Source organism: Gimesia panareensis (genome assembly GCF_007748155.1).
Taxonomy (GTDB): domain Bacteria; phylum Planctomycetota; class Planctomycetia; order Planctomycetales; family Planctomycetaceae; genus Gimesia; species Gimesia panareensis.
In genome coordinates this window covers 570976-589737 of sequence record NZ_CP037421.1, presented here as the reverse complement: position 1 = coordinate 589737, position 18762 = coordinate 570976, and the positions used below count along the sequence as shown (strand labels likewise).

Sequence of the window (18762 nt, the reverse complement as noted above, 5' to 3'; positions counted from 1 at the left end):
CATTTGGTATGCCAAACAAATACGGCTTTACTCATCTGTTATTGGTTCCCCCCGATTTCCACAGCTACTTCAAGGGAAGATTAGACGAGGAACGCCAGGAGTTGTTTCTTGTGCTCCCGATCCATCATTGTGATTATTCCGGAAATGAATCGCGGGAATTGTTTATTGAGATAAGACAACATACAAACCCCGCGCTGGACTGGCAACGCGAGGTAACTCCCCAGGCCCTGCTTAGATTTGAAAATCCGAGAACAAAAGGAGGTGCTGGCAACTCTACTGGAGTCCCGGTAAGATTTTCATTGATCGACAATGAAATACGGAACCTCAACGGCATCGAATCAGGTTTTATGGAAGTGACTGGTGTTCGCGGTGATTTTGTAGAGATTCTCTCACCATCACCTGATAAATACATGTTTCGTACTCAGTTTGACAATGAACCTCGCACGATGAATCAGGATGAAGTGATAAATGCCGTCTGGGAGTTTCTTGTGGCACGTGATCAGTAACCAACAGGCTTTCCCAACGCTGCTCATCCCTCAACGGAATAATAGTCCTGCAGTCTTTATCGCATTCCACACTAAGGTATTTGCATGCCAGAATTCACACCAAAGTCCGGTTCCCTGAAGATCGAGACATTTGATGATCCGCCCCCTGTATTGACGATGAACATCAGGATCGAATTCCGGGAACCGATGGACCCGGAAGAGCCTGGTTGTACTCAAAGCGTGAAAGCGGAATTCGACGATCTGGCAGTTCCATTTGAAAGCGGGAAAGACCTGGCGCATGCAACCATCACAAACCCAATCATTGAGGACGTTTCGGAGAGCACGATCTACTATCGTGGCTATCATAATCCAATCGAATTAAACAGCATTTCGTTCGCACATTTCGAGGGCACCGGGGTTCTCGCTATACTGACGGGTACGATTGATTTCTCCCATGAGGGACTGAGTCAACTTGGAAAGCCTGAGTTCATGTGGAAAGTTCTACTCCAGCTCGATGAGGAAACCGATTAACCAGTTCCGCATCTGTTTCACTCTTTTGTAGCGCTGACAACGGGATCACCCATACCGCCGTCCGACTCTCCCTGGAGAGCACGACATGTCCCCCTGTCCCGACTAAACAAAAACACTTGCCCCTTTTTTATTCCGCGTCACATAGAATTCTGACAAGGCAGAACAAGATGAATTTGCAAGACACCGTCATCAAGGGCGAAGAAATCGTCATTGATGACAGCAAAAGTTTCAATGCCATCGGAAGTGGCGTTGTACTGGAGAAATGCACCATCAGGTGCAGCGTGCCAGCCCAAAGTTTGTCAATTCGTGGAAAACTGGTTGGTTCTCTAGTGATTGCTGAGAGTCATCTTACTGGTTTCTCCTGGCTGGAAGCAAAATTGAATAGCTGCACTTTTCAAGGGGTTTTCAAAGAAAATGAATTTGGCACGCTTAGCGGTTCTAATGGAAGCTGCGAGTCTTGCGATTTTAGTGAAGCGGATTTGGAAGACTGTAGCTTTTTCGGTACATCCTCTGAGTCTCTCACATTCCCCAAGTGGCCATATTTTGTAATTCTGAATCCGCATCGTCACCTTGCCGAAATGCAAGATCGTCCTAAGCATGACCGAATTGCAGATGTTGTCGACTCGATCGAGTTTCTTGATGAAGAAGCCAGTGCAATCACTTACAACTCAGGGTCTCTGGCTCAACGACTTGGACTGAGCATTGGTGAAGTTCAGAGTTTCTTTTCTCAGTTCGCCTTCGTGCAAATGTGAGCCAGATTAAGGCAATTAAGATGGAAATCAGTAAACAACAAACACTTCTCGATAAAGCCATCAAGAAGCGACAGGCGGGAAATGATCTATTTTCCTTTGAAGACGTATTCACGGAAACTTACAAAGTCCTTGAAGTACCGCAGCAACTTCTCAAAGTCGTCCACCAGATGTCTCTTATTGGTTACCAACAGAAAATCGACTCGCTCTGTCCACCATGCGCATTGCCTTTGTGGAGAACCATGTCTGGCGTAATTGTGTGTGAATGGCGACACTGGTTCTGTAACCGAGAGCCAGTGGTTGCCCGATTCTATCCAGAACATGGGATGGCGCTGGAATGGGCTCGGAATTATACCCAGTTAAGTTACCTGATCATTCAGAATATCCTGACTGCAGAAGCTGAGATGTGCGACGAGGTACAAAGTGTTGCGACATGTCTCGGAATCGAGGACATCAAAGAAGTTGCTGGTATCTGGGAGGATCATGGAGATGATCCCTCGGCATTCATCTCACATCGCAGCTTCAGGTCCAATCTTCCGCAATCATGCTACAATGATGATCTGAGGAGTTATCATGGCGATTTCCCAACAGATCGAGGGACGACTGATGATCTACAGCAGACTTGCTCATTTGAACTACATACTCGGTTCAGGGAAGGGAAGCCCGTTCTTGATGTTCGCCAACGCATCAGATCATCTGGCGACGCGCCCCCCTGGCTCATGAGCGATAAACAGCTGGATGTATTTAACCAATTACAGGCATCCGGTGATTTGGCAGGCGCCTGGATGAGTCTTTGTTCCAGCGGATGGAATTATGGAGATGCGAAACAGGCATTACTGAGCTTAGCAGGTACTGTTAACGACCGCCGGCTGAAAGTACTGGCTGAGAACTGGTGCTCTCTTCCTTTTTCAGACGACGCTCGATATTGATCGCCGACGGGAGAAGCGCCGAAAGTAACTTCGGATCGAGCCTGGGAAAGAGACCTGCCCTTTTTTACTCTCATTTCTATTCGTGGAACCCATTGGAGAGCTAAAGTGACAAAGATTTGGTGCCAAGACCTGAAAGATTCAGAATATACTGATGCCGCACTCGTAGATGCGAAGGCCTTTATCGGAATTCCATTATCGTCGGGTTATTCGCTGGCTGAGAGGTTTCCCAGTCGCCCTGCTGTCGAACTTCGAAGTGGCAATTCTTATTCTGATTTCGTTATGGCTGGACCAATGTTTCTTGTGTCGGACAGGCTCAAAGAGTTCCTCGACCGATACGAAGCAAATGCAGAGTTTTTTGAAGTTAGCACCGACACCGGTGATAAGCTGTACTTCTGCAATTTGTTAGAGACGGTTGATTGTCTTGATCGGACAGTATCTGAATACGAGATTGAGTATGGTGCCGCCAATGTCAGCTGTCTCGTACTTGTAACTGTCGAAAATGAACCGCCGATTTATCGTGTCGCTGACACAAACCCATTAATCATTGCCGTGCGAGAAGATTTGGCATTAAAAGTTGATTCATCTGACCTCTCTGGAATGGTCTTCAAGGCAATTGAAGAGTGGACCAATCCTATGTTTCCGTCATGAACTGAGTTGCTTTAAGTATGACGCAAAAAGGGACAATGGCTGTACTGTCCCTCAATGAATCCCCATCCGGATCAATACAAAAGAACCGAAGCGATTAAAGGTGCCAGGAACCGTTTTCTGGTCTCACAATTGGTTCCTCCCACCTAGTATTCTCCTGATTGTATTTTGGCCGGGGTTCGTACTTCTGTCTTGTCAGGAAGAGAAATGTTTGGTTCGTCTAAGGTTTATCAGGTTAAAGCGGTGAAGAGGGAGACCGTCAAACTAACTTGCGGGAACCTCATCGAACACGTTTACAATGATTGAGTCATTGGCTGACAATGGAATCCAATCATCGGCGCAAATCGAAAACGCCTTCTTCAGTTTCTTCACAATTTTTGTGCACCGACTCTGCATCGACTCATCCATCCCCCCCGCCCAGGAACCAAATGCAAGCGTCAGGTTCCAATCACCATGCATTCTGATACCCTGGGGCACATGATAGCGAAGGTATCTGACCAGACTTGTTCGCATATAGTATTCGATGTCGATGTCATCGCTGATCTCCTCACGAAGCAGTTTTTGGATCTGAATGGGAGCAAGTTGCGACCCTCCCAAATCCGAAGCCAAATCTTCGTAAGGAGTGGCTTCGGCGTTACGAACGTACTCAAGGACGGACGAGATTCCCCGCCCCCTAAGTTTCTCATACGTAAATGTTCGCCAATCGTGACTCCAAGCGTCTGTCATTTTTTGGGGGCCCTTGAATAGCGATGGAAGTCACCGAAGAGATTAAAGTTGCCAGGAACCGTCTTCGGGGCTCGTATTTGGTTCCTGGCATCTATTTTACTCTTGATTGCCAATTATCTGAAGAATTCGGTCCATTTGCTCAACAACTTCCAGCACCTTATGCAGGGGGAAGTTGCAATAGAAATGGACCTGTGTTTCAAATTTTGTTTTCAATTTGTCTTGAAAACCTGAATAGTAAACCGAGGGATACTCGTCGGTCGGAGTCTGCCCAGAGATACGTAATGTCTCCTCTTGACGAATGAATCTCATCGCAACGACTTTTTCTTCCGAAGAAAAATCCAGGTCTTCACCGATCTTGGCAGTGTTGGCGTTTGCCAGGAAGTTTCGCAACTCAACAAACGCATTGACGTAAATACAATCACCAACTCTTTGTGAACTCCTTTCTGAGCTCAATTCAAATTCTGCACTGATCAAGTTCGATGCTGGGGCGTCATCGTGTTTGAAATCCAAATATAGTTTTGGAATAATTGAAAAAAACTCATCTGAATCGAGACCAAATTTCACAAGACAGTTCCCAAAATCTGAAGTTGGTTCGTCCATCATTATCCCCTATTCTTTTAAGCGAGGCGAATAGAAATAGAGGGCAAACCTCTTTCACTTCCCCACAGACGCAACAACAGCGCAGCAGGTCCCGCCACTCCAACAGAACCTGCTCGGCTGAAAGTCTGCCTCTGACAGCTCCGCGGTTCGCCGCCGCTTACTTCACCACGAAGTTGATCAACCGGCCCGGGATGACGACCGCTTTCACAATCGTCTTGCCTTCCAGGTATTTGGCGATGGTCTCGTCCTGCTCCGCAGCCTGCTGCATGGTTGCCTGGTCGGCATCCGCAGCAACCGAGACCTTGGAACGCAATTTTCCATTGACCTGCACCGGCACCTCGACCACCGATTCCTGCAGCAACGCTTCGTCATACTGCGGCCAGTCGGCGTAAGCCAGCGACTCGGTATGACCGAGGACGCTCCAGAGTTCCTCGGCAATGTGCGGTGCGAACGGGGAGAGCAACAGCAGGAATTCAGAGAGCACCGAACGGGAACGCGTCTTCTGCTGTCCCATCGCGTTCGCGAATTCCATCATGCGGCTGATGGCCGTATTGAAGGAGAGCTTCTCGATATCTTCGGACACCGCTTTGATAGTCTTGTGCAAAATCCGCAACTGCTCTTCCGAGGGATCCGCGTCGGTCACACTCTCGTTCAACTGCACTTCTTCGGCACGTTCATCGATCATCAACCGCCAGACGCGACCGAGGAAACGACAGACGCCGTCCACGCCGCTCATGCTCCAGGGCTTCGTCGCTTCGAGCGGCCCCATAAACATTTCGTACATCCGCAAGGAGTCGGCACCGTACTCGTCCACCACAAAGTCGGGATTGACCACGTTGCCACGCGACTTCGACATCTTATAAGCGCGGCTGTTCACGAAGATCTCTGGTGCGTCGATCAGCACGAAATCTTCGCCCGCTTTCTCTACCTGATCCGATTCGAGTTTGATCAGCGTGACCGGCTCGCCTGAGTTCTTAATGGCCCATTTCGTCTCGGACTCATCCGATTCTTCGACTTCTTTCGCGGAAATCCAGGAGCCGTCGGCTTTCTGGAAGCCGGTCAACTCGACATCGCCGAGAATCATCCCCTGGTTCACGAGCTTCTGGAACGGTTCGGGGCAGGTCACATAACCGCGGTCGAACAACACCTGATGCCAGAAGCGGGCATAGAGCAAGTGCAACACCGCGTGCTCACCACCGCCGATGTAGAGGTCAACGGGCAACCACTGTTTTTCAATCTCGGGATCGATAAACCGCTCCCCGTTTTTCGGATCGGCATACCGCAAATAGTACCAGCAGGATCCCGCCCATTGCGGCATGCTGTTGACCTCCCGCATCAAACGGGTGCCGTCCGCATCGGTTTTGTACAACCACTCTTCAGGGGCGACAGACAACGGCGGTTCCGGAGTTCCTGTCGGCTTGAACTCCTTCAACTCGGGAAGTTCCACAGGCAGATTTTCCGCCGCCTCGGCCCGCATCAAACCGGTGATGTTACCTTCCGCGTCGAGCTCATGCCAGATCGGGAACGGTTCGCCCCAGAAGTGCTGACGACTGAAGAGCCAGTCCCGCAACCGGTAGTTGACGGCCCCTTTGCCCACGCCCTGACTGACGAGATCTGCGGTAATCTGTTTCTTGAAGTCGGCCGTCGGCGTGCCGTCAAAGGCACCCGAATTAATCGCCGTCCCGAACCCGGAAAAGGGCGTTCGCTGCTGACCGTCAATTTCGGCTTCGAGCGCCTGTTCGTCTTTGGAGGGAGTGTAATCCGCGGGCGGCTCCACAACCGCGATGATCGGTAAATCAAATTCCACCGCGAATTCCCAGTCGCGCAAGTCGTGCGCAGGAACCGCCATGATCGCACCGGTGCCGTAGCTGCTCAAGACGTAGTCCGCAATCCAGACTGGCACCCGCGTCCCGTTCACCGGGTTGACTGCGTAGCTGCCGGTAAAGACGCCCGTCTTCTCCTTGGCGAGATCGGTTCGGTCGAGATCACTCTTAAGGGCCGCCTGTTTGCGATAGGTGTCGACGGCCGCCTTCTGTTCGTCGGAAGTCAACCGATCCACGAACGGATGCTCGGGCGCCAACACCATGTAGGTCGCCCCGTACAACGTGTCCGGTCGGGTCGTGTAAACGCGCAACACGTCGGCTTCCTGATCTTCGGGGAATCCCTCTGCACTGCGCCGGGTCTTCCAGGCGGAAAACGCGGCATCAAGATCGTCGCTGGATTCTCCCGAGCCGATAAAGAAATCGACCTCGGCCCCTTCACTGCGGCCGATCCAGTTGGTCTGGAGCGACTTGATTGAATCGGACCAGTCGAGACCTGCGAGCCCGTCCACCAGGCGATCGCCGTATTTGGTAATTCGCAACATCCACTGCCGCAAGGGAACCCGCTCGACCGGATGGCCGCCCCGTTCGCTCTTTCCGTCGATGATCTCTTCATTCGCCAACACGGTTCCCAACTTCGGGCACCAGTTGACCGGCGCTTCATGCTGGTATGCGAGGCGCTGACGGTCCTGGTAGCGGCGGACCGCTTCTTCTCCCTGGGCCTGCACTTTCTCAGGGATCGGCAATTCGCTGATGGGGCGGGCACGGCCCGTGCGTTCTTTCCCGTCCGGTCCGGTCCACTTACATTCGTTGTCGAACCAGGAATCGAACAACTGCAAAAAGATCCACTGCGTCCAGCGGAAGTAATCGGGATCGGTGGTGGAGAATTCACGACTCCAGTCGTAACTGAAGCCGAGCATCTTCAACTGCCGGCGGAAGGTGTCGATGTTTTTCTGCGTGGTAATCCGCGGCGGGGTGCCGGTTTTGATCGCATGCTGTTCCGCGGGCAAGCCGAAGGCGTCCCAGCCCATCGGATGCAAGACCTGCTTCCCCTGCATGCGGGCATGACGACAGACAATATCAGTGGCGGTATAACCTTCCGGATGACCAACGTGCAAGCCATCGCCCGACGGATACGGAAACATATCAAGGACATACAGCTTCTCTTTCCCTTCAACAAAGTCTCCCGTTTTGAAGGTTTCGTGCTGGTCCCAATAGGCTTGCCATTTGGTTTCAATCCGCTTGGCGTCATAGCGAGGCATGGTATCCGGTCTTCCTGATAAGTCTTGGGCACACGGGCCCGGTAAAGAATTGAATTTCAACAGCCTGGAAACGTTTTCCCGGTCGTACAGGGTAACAGACAGACAGGTCGGCTGTCAGTCATATCGGTAAGTATTGACTAAGTTTAGCTATCCTCGGAAACTTTGCAATTCTGCCTGTTTTTGAGATCGAGGGTTTCTTTACCGTCCCCGATTTGTCAAAATGGACGGGCTTTAGCTCAGCCCCAGAATAATCTGATTTTTTCCACTTAGACTGTGTCCAGTTTTACTGTAACGTCTCCAGGTCCATTTGGACCGAGTATAGTAAATTGAGAAACGTTATAGTTAAATTCGACGCGCTCTAGCATACGGCTCAGACCGGGAGTAAACATAATGGCAGTTCCTTCACAGACTCAATGGAATCAGGAAACCAGCAGACGTGAATTTCTGAAATCGGCCTCGCTGGCTGGTTTGGGTGCCCTCGCAGCAGGTTCCCTGATCACAGACACAGCATGGTCGGCCGGTGTTCAGAAAAAAACCGCGCCGGAGCACCTGAAACTGAGTCTGGCCGCCTATTCGTTTCACCGGGATCTGCAACACAACTGGCCGAAACCACGGGCTCGTAAAACCCCCGCCACGATGGATATTCAGTCCTTTGTCCGTTACTGCGGCGAACTGAAACTGGATGGCTGCGAGCTGACCAGCTACTACTTCCCCAATCCGGTCAGTGAAGACTATCTGAAAGAGACCAAAGACCTCGTGAGCTCGCTGGGCATGGAAGTCTCCGGCACCGCCATCGGCAATGACTTCTGCCTGCCCAAAGGCACCGCCCGCGACGAACAGCTGGAAATGACCCGCAAGTGGATCGACTATGCCGCGATCCTGGGCGCCCCTGTCATCCGGATCTTTGCTGGTCGTGTTCCCAAAGGGGGCAACGAGGCAGAAGCCATCAAGATGTGCCAGAAGGGCATCAATAAATCGCTGAAATATGCAGAAAAGAAAGGCGTCAGCCTCGCCCTGGAAAATCATGGCGGCATCACTTCCACGCCGGCACAGATGATGCGGATTATTGACGGTGTCAACAAATCGCCCAATTTCGGCGTGAACTTCGACAGCGGTAATTTCCGCACCGAGCATCCCTACGAAGATCTGGAAAAAATCGCCCCGCTGGCAATCAACGCTCAGATCAAAGTGGAAATGGGCCCCCGCGGCAACCAGAAACCGGCTGACATTCCCCGCATCATCAAAATCCTGAAAGAGGCCCACTACAAGAATTTCATCGTCCTGGAATACGAAGCCAGCGAGCCGCCCAAAGAAGCCATCCCCGGTTACATCAAACAGCTGCGCAAGTTGATCTGATCGAAAGCGTTCCGACTCCGTTTATCTGGTCGAGTGAGATGTAATCATGGAAGAAGCCGATCCACAGCCAAACGAAGAAGAATCAGGACGCCCGTTCTGGAGGAATCAGCTTCCCCTGGAACGGGAGACCTGTGTCTTTATCCTGGTCAATGCCCTGGATGTCTTCATGACCTACCTGCTGCTGGTCACGGGCAGTTTCCGGGAATCGAACCAGCTGGCCAACTTTTTCATCGCCCACTGGGGCATCAGGGGCATGGTCTATTTTAAATTCTCACTCGTCGCCGTGGTGACGCTGATCGCTCAGATTGTGGCTCGCAAAAGAATGTCGACCGGTCGTAAGCTGCTCAACTTCGGCTCCCTGATTGTGGCGGGCGTTGTGATTTACAGTTTTGTTCTGCTGATGCGCTCGGGCTATCTGTTTAAATAATTCAGCTTGTTGGCAGCCGCATCAGGCCCGCCATCAGCAGCGCTGCCGTCTCGATTCGCAGAATTCCCGCATTAATTTTGACTGCCTCTGCTCCGGCGTCCTGTGCCGCCTGTACTTCTTCAGGGGAAAAGCCTCCCTCAGGGCCGACGAGGATGACTGTTCCTGCTGCTGACGAATTCGGGTTTGATTGATTCAGCTGGGACCACTCCACTCCCTGCGGGTCGGCAATCAGCAGCTGCACCCCGGACTCACCGATCTCCTTGAAAAAGTCGCCTAACTGCTGGACCGGCGCCAGTTCCATCAGCCGGATCTGACCGGACTGCTTCGCAGCGGACACGATCGTCTGTTGTAATTTTTTCAATTTGTTCTCGCCGGGATCGACGCTGCTTCGCTCGGTAATCAGCGGCACCAGCTTTGTCACCCCCAGCTCAGCCGCTTTCTCGACCAGCCAGCGAAAGCGATCTCCCTTGGGGACCGCGGTCGCCAGAATCAGGGGAACCTGTTTCTCATCCCCACTTTCGCGTCGACTGATCACTCTGATTTCGACACTTTTCCGGCCCGTTTTTTCGATCTTCCCTTCGACCTCGACCCCCGTGCCATTGAACAGCAGCACCTGGTCTCCCTCCTTCAGCCGCAGTACATGCAGCAGATGATGCGCTTCACTCCCTTCCAGCGGGAGTAAATCGTCGTCAAAGGAACCTTCATAAAAAAATCGATGTGCCATGAATATTTCTCAAGAAGCCCACACTCAGAAAAGCGGCTGAACTTTAATTTACACAAGTTGAGGAAAATGAACCCGGCAAATCCGGTTCAATCATGCCGATAGTAGCCATTGGCCGATTTTAACAATAAGGCAGGATTCCGTAACAGCAGGACCAGCGAATCTGAGCAAATCCGTTCAAACATCACTTACACCGGGTCAACGAGCAATATGTATTACGACTTCTGGAATTTGTCACAGGCACCTTTCTCACAACAACAGGATCTCGCACTGTTCTTTGAAAGCGAACTCCACGAAGAGGCCCTGGCCCGCCTGCTGTTTGTGGCAGAAGAGCAGAAAAAATGCAGCCTCTTTGCAGGCCCCTCGGGCACCGGAAAGTCAATCACGCTGAAAGCCTGCCAGCAGATTCTGACCCGCTCACCCTGGCAGTGCGAATACCTGGACCTGCTGGGACTGGAAGAAGAAGAGTTCCTCTGGCAGCTCTGCGCAACTTTACGTCTGGGCCCCGCACAGGACACACCGCTGCCTCAACTCTGGCGACAACTCACAGACTGTCTGACCGGCATGCAGTTAACGCAGGGTCGGCTGCTGTTACTGCTGGACCACGTGGATCAGAGCCGGCTCGAATCGCTGCATGCCATCGAGCGTCTCCTGCATAGCGGAACCCAGCAGTTCCCGAGCCTGTCCCTGGTCCTGGCCATGGACGATCTCAACTCGGCTCGCGCTGAACGGGCCGCCCGCATTTCCGATCTGTCTATCGAACTGGCCGCCTTCGATGCAGAAATGACGGAAAATTATATCCAGCATCGGCTGAGTCTCTCCGGCTGTGCTGATCCCCTTTTTACTTCAGATGCTGTCGCAGAAATCCAGAATGCTGCACAGGGAATCCCAGCCCGGATCAATCAAATCTGCGATCTGGCTTTGCTGGCCGGATATGAACAGAATCTGAATGAAATCGGCATCGACGTCATCCGCCGGGCCGTGCGGGAAATTAATGGGACGCCTGCACACTTCAACCGCATTTCCGAAGTCATTCAGGGTGTGTAGAATAAGAGCTGATATCACAGCCGCTTATTTCTCCCGGGAACCCTGACGAATCATGCATATCTGCCTGTTTGACATTGACGGTACGCTCATTGACACCGGCGGCGCCGGCCAGCACTCGATCCTGCACATGCTGGAAGAAGAATTTCAGGTTTCAGCCCCCATTAAAGGCATCCCAACCGCCGGCCGCACCGACCATTCGATCATGGTCGACCTGTTTGATTACTTTCAGATCCCCAACACCAGCGAAAACCGCCAGCGGTTCGAAGCCGGTTATCTCAAACTGCTGGCCAGCAACCTTAAAACCAGGCAGGGACGCGTACTGCCGGGCATCCGCACGATCCTGGATCACCTCGCGCAACAGGACCACATCGATCTGGGGCTGTTGACCGGCAACTTCGAGCAGGGGGCGCATCAGAAGCTGGTCCATTATGACCTGCATCACTTTTTCGAGTTTGGTGCCTACGGAGATCACCATGCCGACCGCAACGATGTGGCCCAGGAAGCGGTACGACAGATCCAACTGCGTCACGCTCCCGAGCTGCTGACCCAGGCCACCATCTGGGTGGTGGGAGACACTCCCAGTGACATTACCTGTGCCCGGGCCATCGGCGCGAATGTGATTGCGGTCGCGACGGGCGTCTATCCCCTGGAAGAACTGAAAAAATGCGAGCCCGATTATCTGTTCGAACACTTCGAAGAGATTCAGCCGGTACTCTCACTCTTCGCACCTCCGCCGGTCACGTTTTAAAACAGCGTCTTCTGTTCCTGAATCGGTTCGATGCACTCCGGCGAATCGTTGGCAACACGATTCACGTACGAACTGACCGGGTAGGCCTGCATCTCATCTGCGGGATAAGTCTGCATCAGTTTTTCCAGCTGCGGAATCGGGGTGGTGTCGGCACTCAACCATTTGCGGTACTGCTCCGGCCTGAGGATGACGGGCATCCGGGGATGAATCCCTTCCAGCAGAGAATTGGCAGCCGTGGTCAGCACACTGCAGGTTTCCAGTTCGGTGCCGTCCGGACTGCTCCACTGTTCCCATAAACCCGCCATCGCAAACAGCGGCTCTTCGCTGAGCCGCACGCACATCGCCTGCTTGGAACGGTTCCCGGCACTCTTCCATTCATAGAATCCATTCGCCGGAATCAGGCAGCGGCGATAGCGGAATGCATTTTTGAAAGAGGGTTTCGCAGAAGCGGTTTCTGAACGGGCATTGATCATCGCCTGGCCCGGCTGAGGATCTTTTGACCAGGACGGGATGAACCCCCATTGAAAATGCCGCACCTGGAGATCCTGCCCGGAACCGGTCACCGCCAGCACGGGTTGCGAGGGGGCGATGTTATAGCGGGGCGAAATCCGCGGGAACGACACCATCTGAAACAGCCGCATGATTTCTTCGTCAGGCGAAAACAGGAAAAAGCGGGCACACATGATTGAAACGCTCTTCGTTCTTTTCAATACAGGAAAGCCGGGATGTTGGTTGACACCAGAGCCTGCTATCTTAAATGATGAGGGGCGGAAGTACCATTCAGAAACCGTGCACCGCGATTTTACTCATCCAGAAGGACCAGACAGCATGAGCCAGCTACGAACCATCGGCAAGACAGACATCCAGATCACCCCCATCGCGATGGGCTGCTGGCCGATCTCCGGTGTCACCAGTGTCGATGTGACCGAAGAGGCCAGCCTGGCCACGCTGAAGGCCGCATTGGAGGCCGGTATCAATTTCTTTGATACCGCCTACTGCTATGGATACGAGGGCGAAAGCGAGAAGCTGATTACCAGAGCACTGGGGGACAAACGGGACGACATCGTCATCGCGTCCAAAGGGGGCATTCACTGGGAAGACCGGAAACAGGTTCGCGATGCTTCGCCGGGCCGCATCGTACAGGAATGCGACGAGAGCCTGCAGCGCTTGAACACCGACCGCATCGACCTGCATTACCTGCACGGGCCCGATCCGGAAATCCCCGTCAGTGAATCAGCGGGCGCATTTAAGGAATTACTGGCAGCGGGAAAAATTCGCTCGGTGGGCGTTTCCAATTTCACCCTCGAACAACTCAAGGAGTTTCATGCGGTCTGTCCGATCTCCGCTTATCAGCCCCGCTATAACATGCTGCAACGGGATATCGAACTCGACCGTCTCCCCTGGTGCCGGGAAAATCAGGTCTCGGTGATGGCGTACTGGCCGCTGATGAAAGGCCTGCTGGCCGGCAAGCTCGCCCGAGATCATCAGTTTGCCCCAGAAGACGGCAGACAGAAATATCCCATGTTTCACGGTGCGGAGTGGGAGAAGAACCAGGATTTTCTGGATGAATTGCGAACGCTGTCTGCAGAATGGAAGCATTCCATCGCAGAGATTGTGATTCGCTGGACGATTCAACAGCCGGGAATTACCTGCGCCTTATGTGGTGCGAAACGTCCTGAGCAGATACAGGAGAACGCCGAAGTCTTGAATTTTGAACTCTCTGAATCACAACTGGAGACGCTCAATCGGCTGATTCAACAGCGGGGCCCCATTCAGTCCTGATCTCAAGAGTTATCAGAGACACCCTACGGGAGCGTCAGCCCTTCACGAATCGAATAACGGGCCAGTTCGACACGGTCGTGAATGCCCAGTTTGTGCATGATTCGGTACTTATGACTGTCGATCGATTTTTCTGAGAGGTGCATCGACCGGGCCACTTCCTTCACGCTTTTGCCACGTGCCAGATGACGCAGAACTTCAATCTGACGAGAGGTCAGTGAGGTGAGTATGCTCTGCGACTGAATCGAATAACGGTTCTTCTTCTGATCGTAGATCAGGCGTTCCTGGACCGACTGGGAGAAACAGTATTCGCCTCGTGCCGCCTTCTTGATGGCATGAATCAACGATTCGATCGGCTCGCCCTTCAACAGGTAGCCCACTGCGTTCACTCTCAAAGCCAGCTCGATAAAAATGTCTGACAGATAACCGGTCAGAAAGATCATTTTGGTATTTTTCAGCCGCGAAGAGATTTCTTCGGCAATATCGAAGGAACCCCGTCCGGGTAGCTCAACATCCAGAATGACGACATCGGGTTCCGTCTCCAGAATCAATGACAGTCCGTCGTCCGCATTCGTCGCCGTTCCCACGACCTCGATATCAGTATCTCTATGAAAGCGTGACACGAGCGAGTCGACCAGCATCAGGTGGTCGTCCACTAAGACAATGCGAATCAGATCAGTTGAAGTTAACATACTGGCCCCCGAGAATAAGACAGGAAATAATTAGATATCAATTAACTGATGGTTCAATCTAACTTCTGGCTTGTGCCTGGTTGTTTTACTCCTTCCAGGAAATCTCGACACTGTTTAGACAGTTCAAGAACATCATTGGCTGCAGTGTCGACGAGAGGCTCCAGATCCTGTAGAGCGACTGCCAGTTCCGGTTCGAGCTGGCTGGAGGGTAATCCCGCCAGATGCTCATGTTGACACTGTAAAATGGTCAAAAAATTGTTCAAGCGATGACAGGTCGTTCGGACATGCTGAGCAAACTCAACATGCTCCTGATGAAATGAACGAGTCATTAGCATTTAACACTTTTAAAAGTGGGCATCCAGATATTTATATCAGCACCAAAGTAAAGCTTACTCTAGTGCTTTCTGATTTTGAATAGTGAAAAAATCAAGTTCAGTGAACGAGAAGTGTAAAAGCGATTTTTCCAGCTGAATTGCTGACCATTGCCTAGGTGAAAACCATTATAAGTGATGCCTGCCAACGCATCGTAATCGATTTATATTTCAGCACTCAATAACAATCCTGGTAAATTTGAGGGATCTCGCTCTGAAAGTCTGTATCCTCAACTGCTTTCAGTTCCCTGCCAGATATTGCTCCCCTCTATATCGATCTCCCTCATGATCCAGTTTATGCGGCATGCCCAGAGAGTTCTTTGAATTCCGGCCAGCTTCGCGGGAGGTGAACACCAGCAGGACAGCGCACGATTGTGTGATAAGGAGGGATTTCACTGCAATTGATGGCAGCCTGCCTGCGACACGACCCCTACAGTCGGCAAACCCGGAATGGTCGCCCTCGTCTCAGGTTTTTTCTGTTGATTCTGATATTGATATTTTGGCACATCTGTTTTTCCGTGATCTATGTTCTAAATGCATATTCACTTAACAGACACAGATTCCCTCTCTCTATGGAGCGGTACTCAACCACCCTCTTCAGCAGAGAATGGAGACTGACAGCACATAACTACGTACTTCACCGCAACAGAATCAGAACACGATTTGTGATCGATTCTGCAGAAGCAGGAATTTGATAATGACCTCATCCACAACCGTCAGTAAATCGGAACTCACTGCAGAATTTGTGAACCCTATCATCAGTTCCACAATTTCCGTCTTTGAAATGATGCTGGGCTGCACCCCGAAGCGCACCGGGTTGAGTCTGAAACAGGATGTGATACCACAGCACGAATTAAGTGCCGTGATCGGCATTTCCGGAAAGGCTGCAGGAACCCTGGTACTCAGCTTATCCCAGAGTGTCGGCATCGGCGTTTTAGATCGCATGCTGGGCATGACAGCTGAGGAGATCAACGACGAAGTCTGCGATGCTGTCTGCGAACTGGCGAATATGATCGCCGGCTCTGCCAAAGCTCAGCTGGAGCACCTGGAAGCCTCGATCAGCATCCCGAATATCATTACCGGGAAAGGTCACACCGTACACTATCCGTCAAATGTTTCTCCGATCTGCATTTCCTTTGATTCAGAAATCGGAGCGTTTTCTATCGAAGCAGGATTCTCTGATCGATAAGCCATCCCGTTAATGGAACACTGTTTTAGATCGACTAACCCACTTTAAATATAAAAGGCCAGTCCGATGAAAGTTTTACTTGTAGATGACTCCGGAACGATGAGAACAATCCAGAAGCGATGTCTGTCGAAACTGGGTATTGAAGATGTCACCGAAGCAGAAGATGGCGTACAGGCTCTGGAGTACTTCGTCAATACCGCATTTGATATCGTGCTCAGCGACTGGAACATGCCCAACATGGACGGATTGCAGCTCTTAAAAGAAATCCGTCAGCGGAACAAAGACATTCCCGTCATTATGATCACGACCGAAGCAGAACGGGCACGCGTTGTCACTGCGATTCAGGCCGGTGTGTCAGATTATCTGGTGAAACCATTTACTCCTGACAGCCTGAAAAGCAAGCTGGAACGCTGGGTCACCTCTAATGCCTGAAGCCTGACTGGCTGACTGGCTGAGACACAATCAGTTCGCGGACTTTTGCCCAGGCAGGCAGGGCAAAATCTAGCTTTTTAAAAATGGCTGCTTTTAGACTGAGTTGTATATACTTGAAGGTCATCAAACATGATTTCTCCTGAAAAAATCTGGTCGTCAGATCAATTACCAACCTTACCCGCCGTCGCCGTAAAGTTGCTGGACCTCTCGAAAGATCCTGATACCGATATCAAGGAAGTCATTGATACCATCAAGGCAGACCCCGCCATTACAGCAAAAATTCTGAAAGCCAGTAATTCTTCGTTCTTCGGGCTGCGGTCCGAGTGCAAAGGGATTGAACGGGCGGTCCCCCTGCTGGGAACGATGGTGGTAACCTCCCTGGCTCTGAGCTTCTCGCTTTCTGAATCAGCGATCACACACGGCCCCCTGAAATCTCGTTATGATTCCTACTGGAAACAGTCGATTATTCAATCCGCTGCCGCGGAACTGTTATCCTCCCGCCTGGGAAATGAATTGAAATACGACGCGTTTCTGATTGGACTGCTGCAGGACCTCGGCCACCTGGCCATGCTCCGCTCCATTCCCAATGATCTGTTACCGGTGCTCGAACAGGCGGAAACCGAACAGCGCGAGACCGCTGAAGTAGAAACGCAAGTTCTGGGGGTCAATCATGCTGAAGTCGGCGTAAAAATGATGGAACGCTGGCAGATGTCAGAACAGTTCCAGATCGCCATCCAGCATCACCACGACACATTCGAACAATTAAAAGCCCTGGAAACGAACCCCGACTTTAATCTGATCATCATCATCGCTGCCTCCGCTTCGATTGGCGACTACTTCTGCTCGCCCAACAGCGGTCTGGCATTACAGCGTCTGCAGCAGCTGATGACGGAATTCTACAACATGCCCAGTGATGACCTGCATGGATTCCTCGAAGAGGTGCAGTCTCGCTTTGAGGAAGCAGCCCAGATCTTCCAGGTCAATATGGATGATATTGAATCACCCTACGAGATCATGGCCAAAGCCAATGAACAACTGGTGCAGTTAACCATGAAAGCCCAGGTTGACTCCACGCAGGCTTTTGCACGCCAGGCTGCCATCGAAGAGCAGAAAGTGAAGCTCGAATCGGAAAACAAACAGCTGCAGAGCAAGGCCGTCCACGATCCGCTGACAAAAACTTACAACCGCAGTTATTTCAACGAAGCCTTTGAAAAAGAACTGCATCGCTGTGCCCGCTCAGCCCAGCCGATTGGCATCATCTTTTCAGACATCGACCGCTTCAAGAGCCTGAACGACACTTACGGACATCAGTTCGGGGACCTGGTACTCCAGCGCGTCGCGAAAGTCGCCAGTGAATCCACACGCCGTTCTGACGTCTTCTGCCGCTATGGTGGTGAAGAATTTGTCATCATGGTCAACAATCCATCGGAAAACGGGATTCGCGAACTCGCGGAACGGTTGCGCAAACTGATCGAAAATGAAGTCATTGAATTTGAAGGCAAACGGGTACCCGTCACCGCCAGCCTGGGAGCCGTTGTCGGAATCCCTCCCCGGGACATGACCGGCTACGGAGAGCGACTCATCGCAGAAGCGGATGAAGCCATGTACAATTCCAAGGAAAATGGGCGGAATCAGGTCCATGTGCGGTCGATTATCACCCAGGCAGATAACGAACTGCAGAAACTGGTCAAACGCAGTCGGTTCAGCCGCTGGCTGGTCACAAAGAAAATCTTTGATATCCCGACCATCTCCAAAGCCCTGTTAAAGTGCCCTCAGCAGGAAACACTGACGAAAATCGGTGAACTGGCCGTGAATGAAAAATTATTGACCACGGACCAGGTCACGGAAATTCTGGAACTGCAGCAGAAAAACGGCGAGCGATTCGGGGAAATCGCTATTCAGAATAAACTGCTCAGCCGCGAACAGGTTGCCTATTTACTCGCCTTGCAGATTGAACCACCCATCGTGCTGGGGAAAACCCTGATTTCACTGGAAATGCTGCAAAGTGCAGAAACAGCAGAACTCGTGAAGTTGTACCTGTCGGAATTCAAGGCCTCTCCTGCTCCGATTGAAGAACGCCGCAGCGATTTTGCAAATTCATAAATTCAATTTGAAATCCTGCCGACGTGGAAGTTGTACAGAGGGTTGGTTCCTGCCATAATCCACGGTTTGACCACACGCCAGTTAGCAAGCTGAGTTCTTGTTATCCCCGTTCCGCATGAACATGAAAACGGATTTTCACGCCTTAACCCA

General features: G+C 51.7%; 19 protein-coding genes. 13 read left to right on the top strand and 6 right to left on the bottom strand.

What is annotated here, in order from left to right:
* Positions 1-8 precede the first annotated feature (8 nt).
* From Enr10x_RS02265 to Enr10x_RS02245, 5 genes are all read left to right on the top strand, one after another.
* Complete coding sequence (locus tag Enr10x_RS02265; RefSeq protein WP_232093202.1) at positions 9-506, top strand: hypothetical protein; 498 nt, start codon at positions 9-11, stop codon at positions 504-506.
* A gap of 84 nt (positions 507-590) precedes the next feature.
* Positions 591-1016, top strand: a complete 426-nt coding sequence (locus Enr10x_RS02260) for a hypothetical protein (protein ID WP_145448017.1) — start codon at positions 591-593, stop codon at positions 1014-1016.
* A gap of 167 nt (positions 1017-1183) precedes the next feature.
* Positions 1184-1768: a hypothetical protein gene (locus Enr10x_RS02255; protein WP_145448016.1), complete on the top strand. Its 585-nt coding sequence runs from the start codon at positions 1184-1186 to the stop codon at positions 1766-1768.
* A gap of 20 nt (positions 1769-1788) precedes the next feature.
* Positions 1789-2694 carry a hypothetical protein gene (locus Enr10x_RS02250; protein ID WP_145448015.1) on the top strand — a complete coding sequence of 302 codons (906 nt, stop codon included), beginning with the start codon at positions 1789-1791 and terminating at the stop codon, positions 2692-2694.
* A gap of 105 nt (positions 2695-2799) precedes the next feature.
* On the top strand, positions 2800-3342 hold the full coding sequence (locus Enr10x_RS02245) for an imm11 family protein (RefSeq protein ID WP_145448014.1): 543 nt from the start codon (positions 2800-2802) through the stop codon (positions 3340-3342).
* 261 nt (positions 3343-3603) lie between these two features.
* Here Enr10x_RS02245 and Enr10x_RS02240 read toward each other — a convergent pair whose 3' ends face one another.
* The 3 genes from Enr10x_RS02240 to leuS form a co-directional block, all read right to left on the bottom strand.
* Positions 3604-4065 (bottom strand): hypothetical protein, encoded by a 462-nt coding sequence (locus tag Enr10x_RS02240; protein WP_145448013.1) that lies wholly within the window; start codon positions 4063-4065, stop codon positions 3604-3606.
* A gap of 96 nt (positions 4066-4161) precedes the next feature.
* Complete coding sequence (locus tag Enr10x_RS02235; RefSeq protein ID WP_145448012.1) at positions 4162-4668, bottom strand: hypothetical protein; 507 nt, start codon at positions 4666-4668, stop codon at positions 4162-4164.
* Between the two features lie 154 nt (positions 4669-4822).
* Complete coding sequence (gene leuS / locus Enr10x_RS02230) at positions 4823-7747, bottom strand: leucine--tRNA ligase (protein ID WP_145448011.1); 2925 nt, start codon at positions 7745-7747, stop codon at positions 4823-4825.
* Between the two features lie 390 nt (positions 7748-8137).
* Here leuS and Enr10x_RS02225 point away from each other — a divergent pair, with 390 nt between their 5' ends.
* Entirely contained in the window at positions 8138-9103 is a 966-nt protein-coding gene (locus tag Enr10x_RS02225; protein ID WP_145103592.1) for a sugar phosphate isomerase/epimerase family protein, read from the top strand.
* 46 nt (positions 9104-9149) lie between these two features.
* A complete protein-coding gene (locus tag Enr10x_RS02220) occupies positions 9150-9530 on the top strand; it encodes a DUF5658 family protein (protein ID WP_145103589.1) in 381 nt (126 codons plus the stop codon).
* Position 9531: 1 nt separating this feature from the next.
* Here the strand turns inward: Enr10x_RS02220 and Enr10x_RS02215 are convergent, their stop codons facing one another.
* The gene (locus tag Enr10x_RS02215; RefSeq protein WP_145103586.1) at positions 9532-10254 is read right to left on the bottom strand and encodes an RsmE family RNA methyltransferase; all 723 of its coding nucleotides are present in this window, start codon (positions 10252-10254) and stop codon (positions 9532-9534) included.
* A 207-nt stretch (positions 10255-10461) separates the two neighbouring features.
* Here Enr10x_RS02215 and Enr10x_RS02210 point away from each other — a divergent pair, with 207 nt between their 5' ends.
* Together Enr10x_RS02210 and Enr10x_RS02205 are read left to right on the top strand one after the other, a co-directional pair.
* On the top strand, positions 10462-11298 hold the full coding sequence (locus tag Enr10x_RS02210) for an ExeA family protein (protein WP_145103583.1): 837 nt from the start codon (positions 10462-10464) through the stop codon (positions 11296-11298).
* Positions 11299-11350: 52 nt separating this feature from the next.
* The gene (locus Enr10x_RS02205) at positions 11351-12046 is read left to right on the top strand and encodes an HAD family hydrolase (protein ID WP_145103580.1); all 696 of its coding nucleotides are present in this window, start codon (positions 11351-11353) and stop codon (positions 12044-12046) included.
* Here Enr10x_RS02205 and Enr10x_RS02200 read toward each other — a convergent pair.
* Positions 12043-12729, bottom strand: a complete 687-nt coding sequence (locus Enr10x_RS02200; RefSeq protein ID WP_145103577.1) for an SOS response-associated peptidase — start codon at positions 12727-12729, stop codon at positions 12043-12045. The genes Enr10x_RS02205 and Enr10x_RS02200 overlap by 4 nt on opposite strands.
* A 145-nt stretch (positions 12730-12874) precedes the next feature.
* On the opposite strand from Enr10x_RS02200, the gene Enr10x_RS02195 reads away from it, so the two are divergent.
* A complete protein-coding gene (locus tag Enr10x_RS02195; RefSeq protein ID WP_145103574.1) occupies positions 12875-13828 on the top strand; it encodes an aldo/keto reductase in 954 nt (317 codons plus the stop codon).
* A gap of 23 nt (positions 13829-13851) precedes the next feature.
* Here the strand turns inward: Enr10x_RS02195 and Enr10x_RS02190 are convergent, their stop codons facing one another.
* The gene (locus Enr10x_RS02190; protein WP_145103571.1) at positions 13852-14517 is read right to left on the bottom strand and encodes a response regulator transcription factor; all 666 of its coding nucleotides are present in this window, start codon (positions 14515-14517) and stop codon (positions 13852-13854) included.
* Between the two features lie 1068 nt (positions 14518-15585).
* Here Enr10x_RS02190 and Enr10x_RS02185 point away from each other — a divergent pair.
* The 3 genes from Enr10x_RS02185 (at position 15586) to Enr10x_RS02175 (ending at position 18612) form a co-directional block, all read left to right on the top strand.
* Entirely contained in the window at positions 15586-16077 is a 492-nt protein-coding gene (locus Enr10x_RS02185) for a chemotaxis protein CheX (RefSeq protein WP_145103568.1), read from the top strand.
* Positions 16078-16143: 66 nt separating this feature from the next.
* Positions 16144-16509, top strand: a complete 366-nt coding sequence (locus Enr10x_RS02180; RefSeq protein WP_145103565.1) for a response regulator — start codon at positions 16144-16146, stop codon at positions 16507-16509.
* A gap of 129 nt (positions 16510-16638) precedes the next feature.
* Entirely contained in the window at positions 16639-18612 is a 1974-nt protein-coding gene (locus Enr10x_RS02175) for a sensor domain-containing diguanylate cyclase (RefSeq protein ID WP_145103562.1), read from the top strand.
* The last annotated feature ends 150 nt before the right edge of the window (positions 18613-18762 follow it).

Excerpts from the sequence above, each read along its gene's own strand:
- Enr10x_RS02240 (WP_145448013.1), bottom strand. The coding sequence starts at position 4,065 with ATGACAGACGCTTGGAGTCACGATTGGCGAACATTTACGTATGAGAAA.
- Enr10x_RS02255 (WP_145448016.1), top strand. The coding sequence starts at position 1,184 with ATGAATTTGCAAGACACCGTCATCAAGGGCGAAGAAATCGTCATTGAT.
- Enr10x_RS02220 (WP_145103589.1), top strand. The coding sequence starts at position 9,150 with ATGGAAGAAGCCGATCCACAGCCAAACGAAGAAGAATCAGGACGCCCG.
- Enr10x_RS02210 (WP_145103583.1), top strand. The coding sequence starts at position 10,462 with ATGTATTACGACTTCTGGAATTTGTCACAGGCACCTTTCTCACAACAA.
- Enr10x_RS02215 (WP_145103586.1), bottom strand. The coding sequence starts at position 10,254 with ATGGCACATCGATTTTTTTATGAAGGTTCCTTTGACGACGATTTACTC.
- Enr10x_RS02265 (WP_232093202.1), top strand. The coding sequence starts at position 9 with ATGCCAAACAAATACGGCTTTACTCATCTGTTATTGGTTCCCCCCGAT.
- Enr10x_RS02235 (WP_145448012.1), bottom strand. The coding sequence starts at position 4,668 with ATGATGGACGAACCAACTTCAGATTTTGGGAACTGTCTTGTGAAATTT.
- Enr10x_RS02250 (WP_145448015.1), top strand. The coding sequence starts at position 1,789 with ATGGAAATCAGTAAACAACAAACACTTCTCGATAAAGCCATCAAGAAG.
- Enr10x_RS02225 (WP_145103592.1), top strand. The coding sequence starts at position 8,138 with ATGGCAGTTCCTTCACAGACTCAATGGAATCAGGAAACCAGCAGACGT.
- Enr10x_RS02200 (WP_145103577.1), bottom strand. The coding sequence starts at position 12,729 with ATGTGTGCCCGCTTTTTCCTGTTTTCGCCTGACGAAGAAATCATGCGG.
- Enr10x_RS02190 (WP_145103571.1), bottom strand. The coding sequence starts at position 14,517 with ATGTTAACTTCAACTGATCTGATTCGCATTGTCTTAGTGGACGACCAC.
- Enr10x_RS02260 (WP_145448017.1), top strand. The coding sequence starts at position 591 with ATGCCAGAATTCACACCAAAGTCCGGTTCCCTGAAGATCGAGACATTT.
- Enr10x_RS02180 (WP_145103565.1), top strand. The coding sequence starts at position 16,144 with ATGAAAGTTTTACTTGTAGATGACTCCGGAACGATGAGAACAATCCAG.
- Enr10x_RS02205 (WP_145103580.1), top strand. The coding sequence starts at position 11,351 with ATGCATATCTGCCTGTTTGACATTGACGGTACGCTCATTGACACCGGC.
- Enr10x_RS02185 (WP_145103568.1), top strand. The coding sequence starts at position 15,586 with ATGACCTCATCCACAACCGTCAGTAAATCGGAACTCACTGCAGAATTT.
- Enr10x_RS02195 (WP_145103574.1), top strand. The coding sequence starts at position 12,875 with ATGAGCCAGCTACGAACCATCGGCAAGACAGACATCCAGATCACCCCC.
- Enr10x_RS02175 (WP_145103562.1), top strand. The coding sequence starts at position 16,639 with ATGATTTCTCCTGAAAAAATCTGGTCGTCAGATCAATTACCAACCTTA.
- leuS (WP_145448011.1), bottom strand. The coding sequence starts at position 7,747 with ATGCCTCGCTATGACGCCAAGCGGATTGAAACCAAATGGCAAGCCTAT.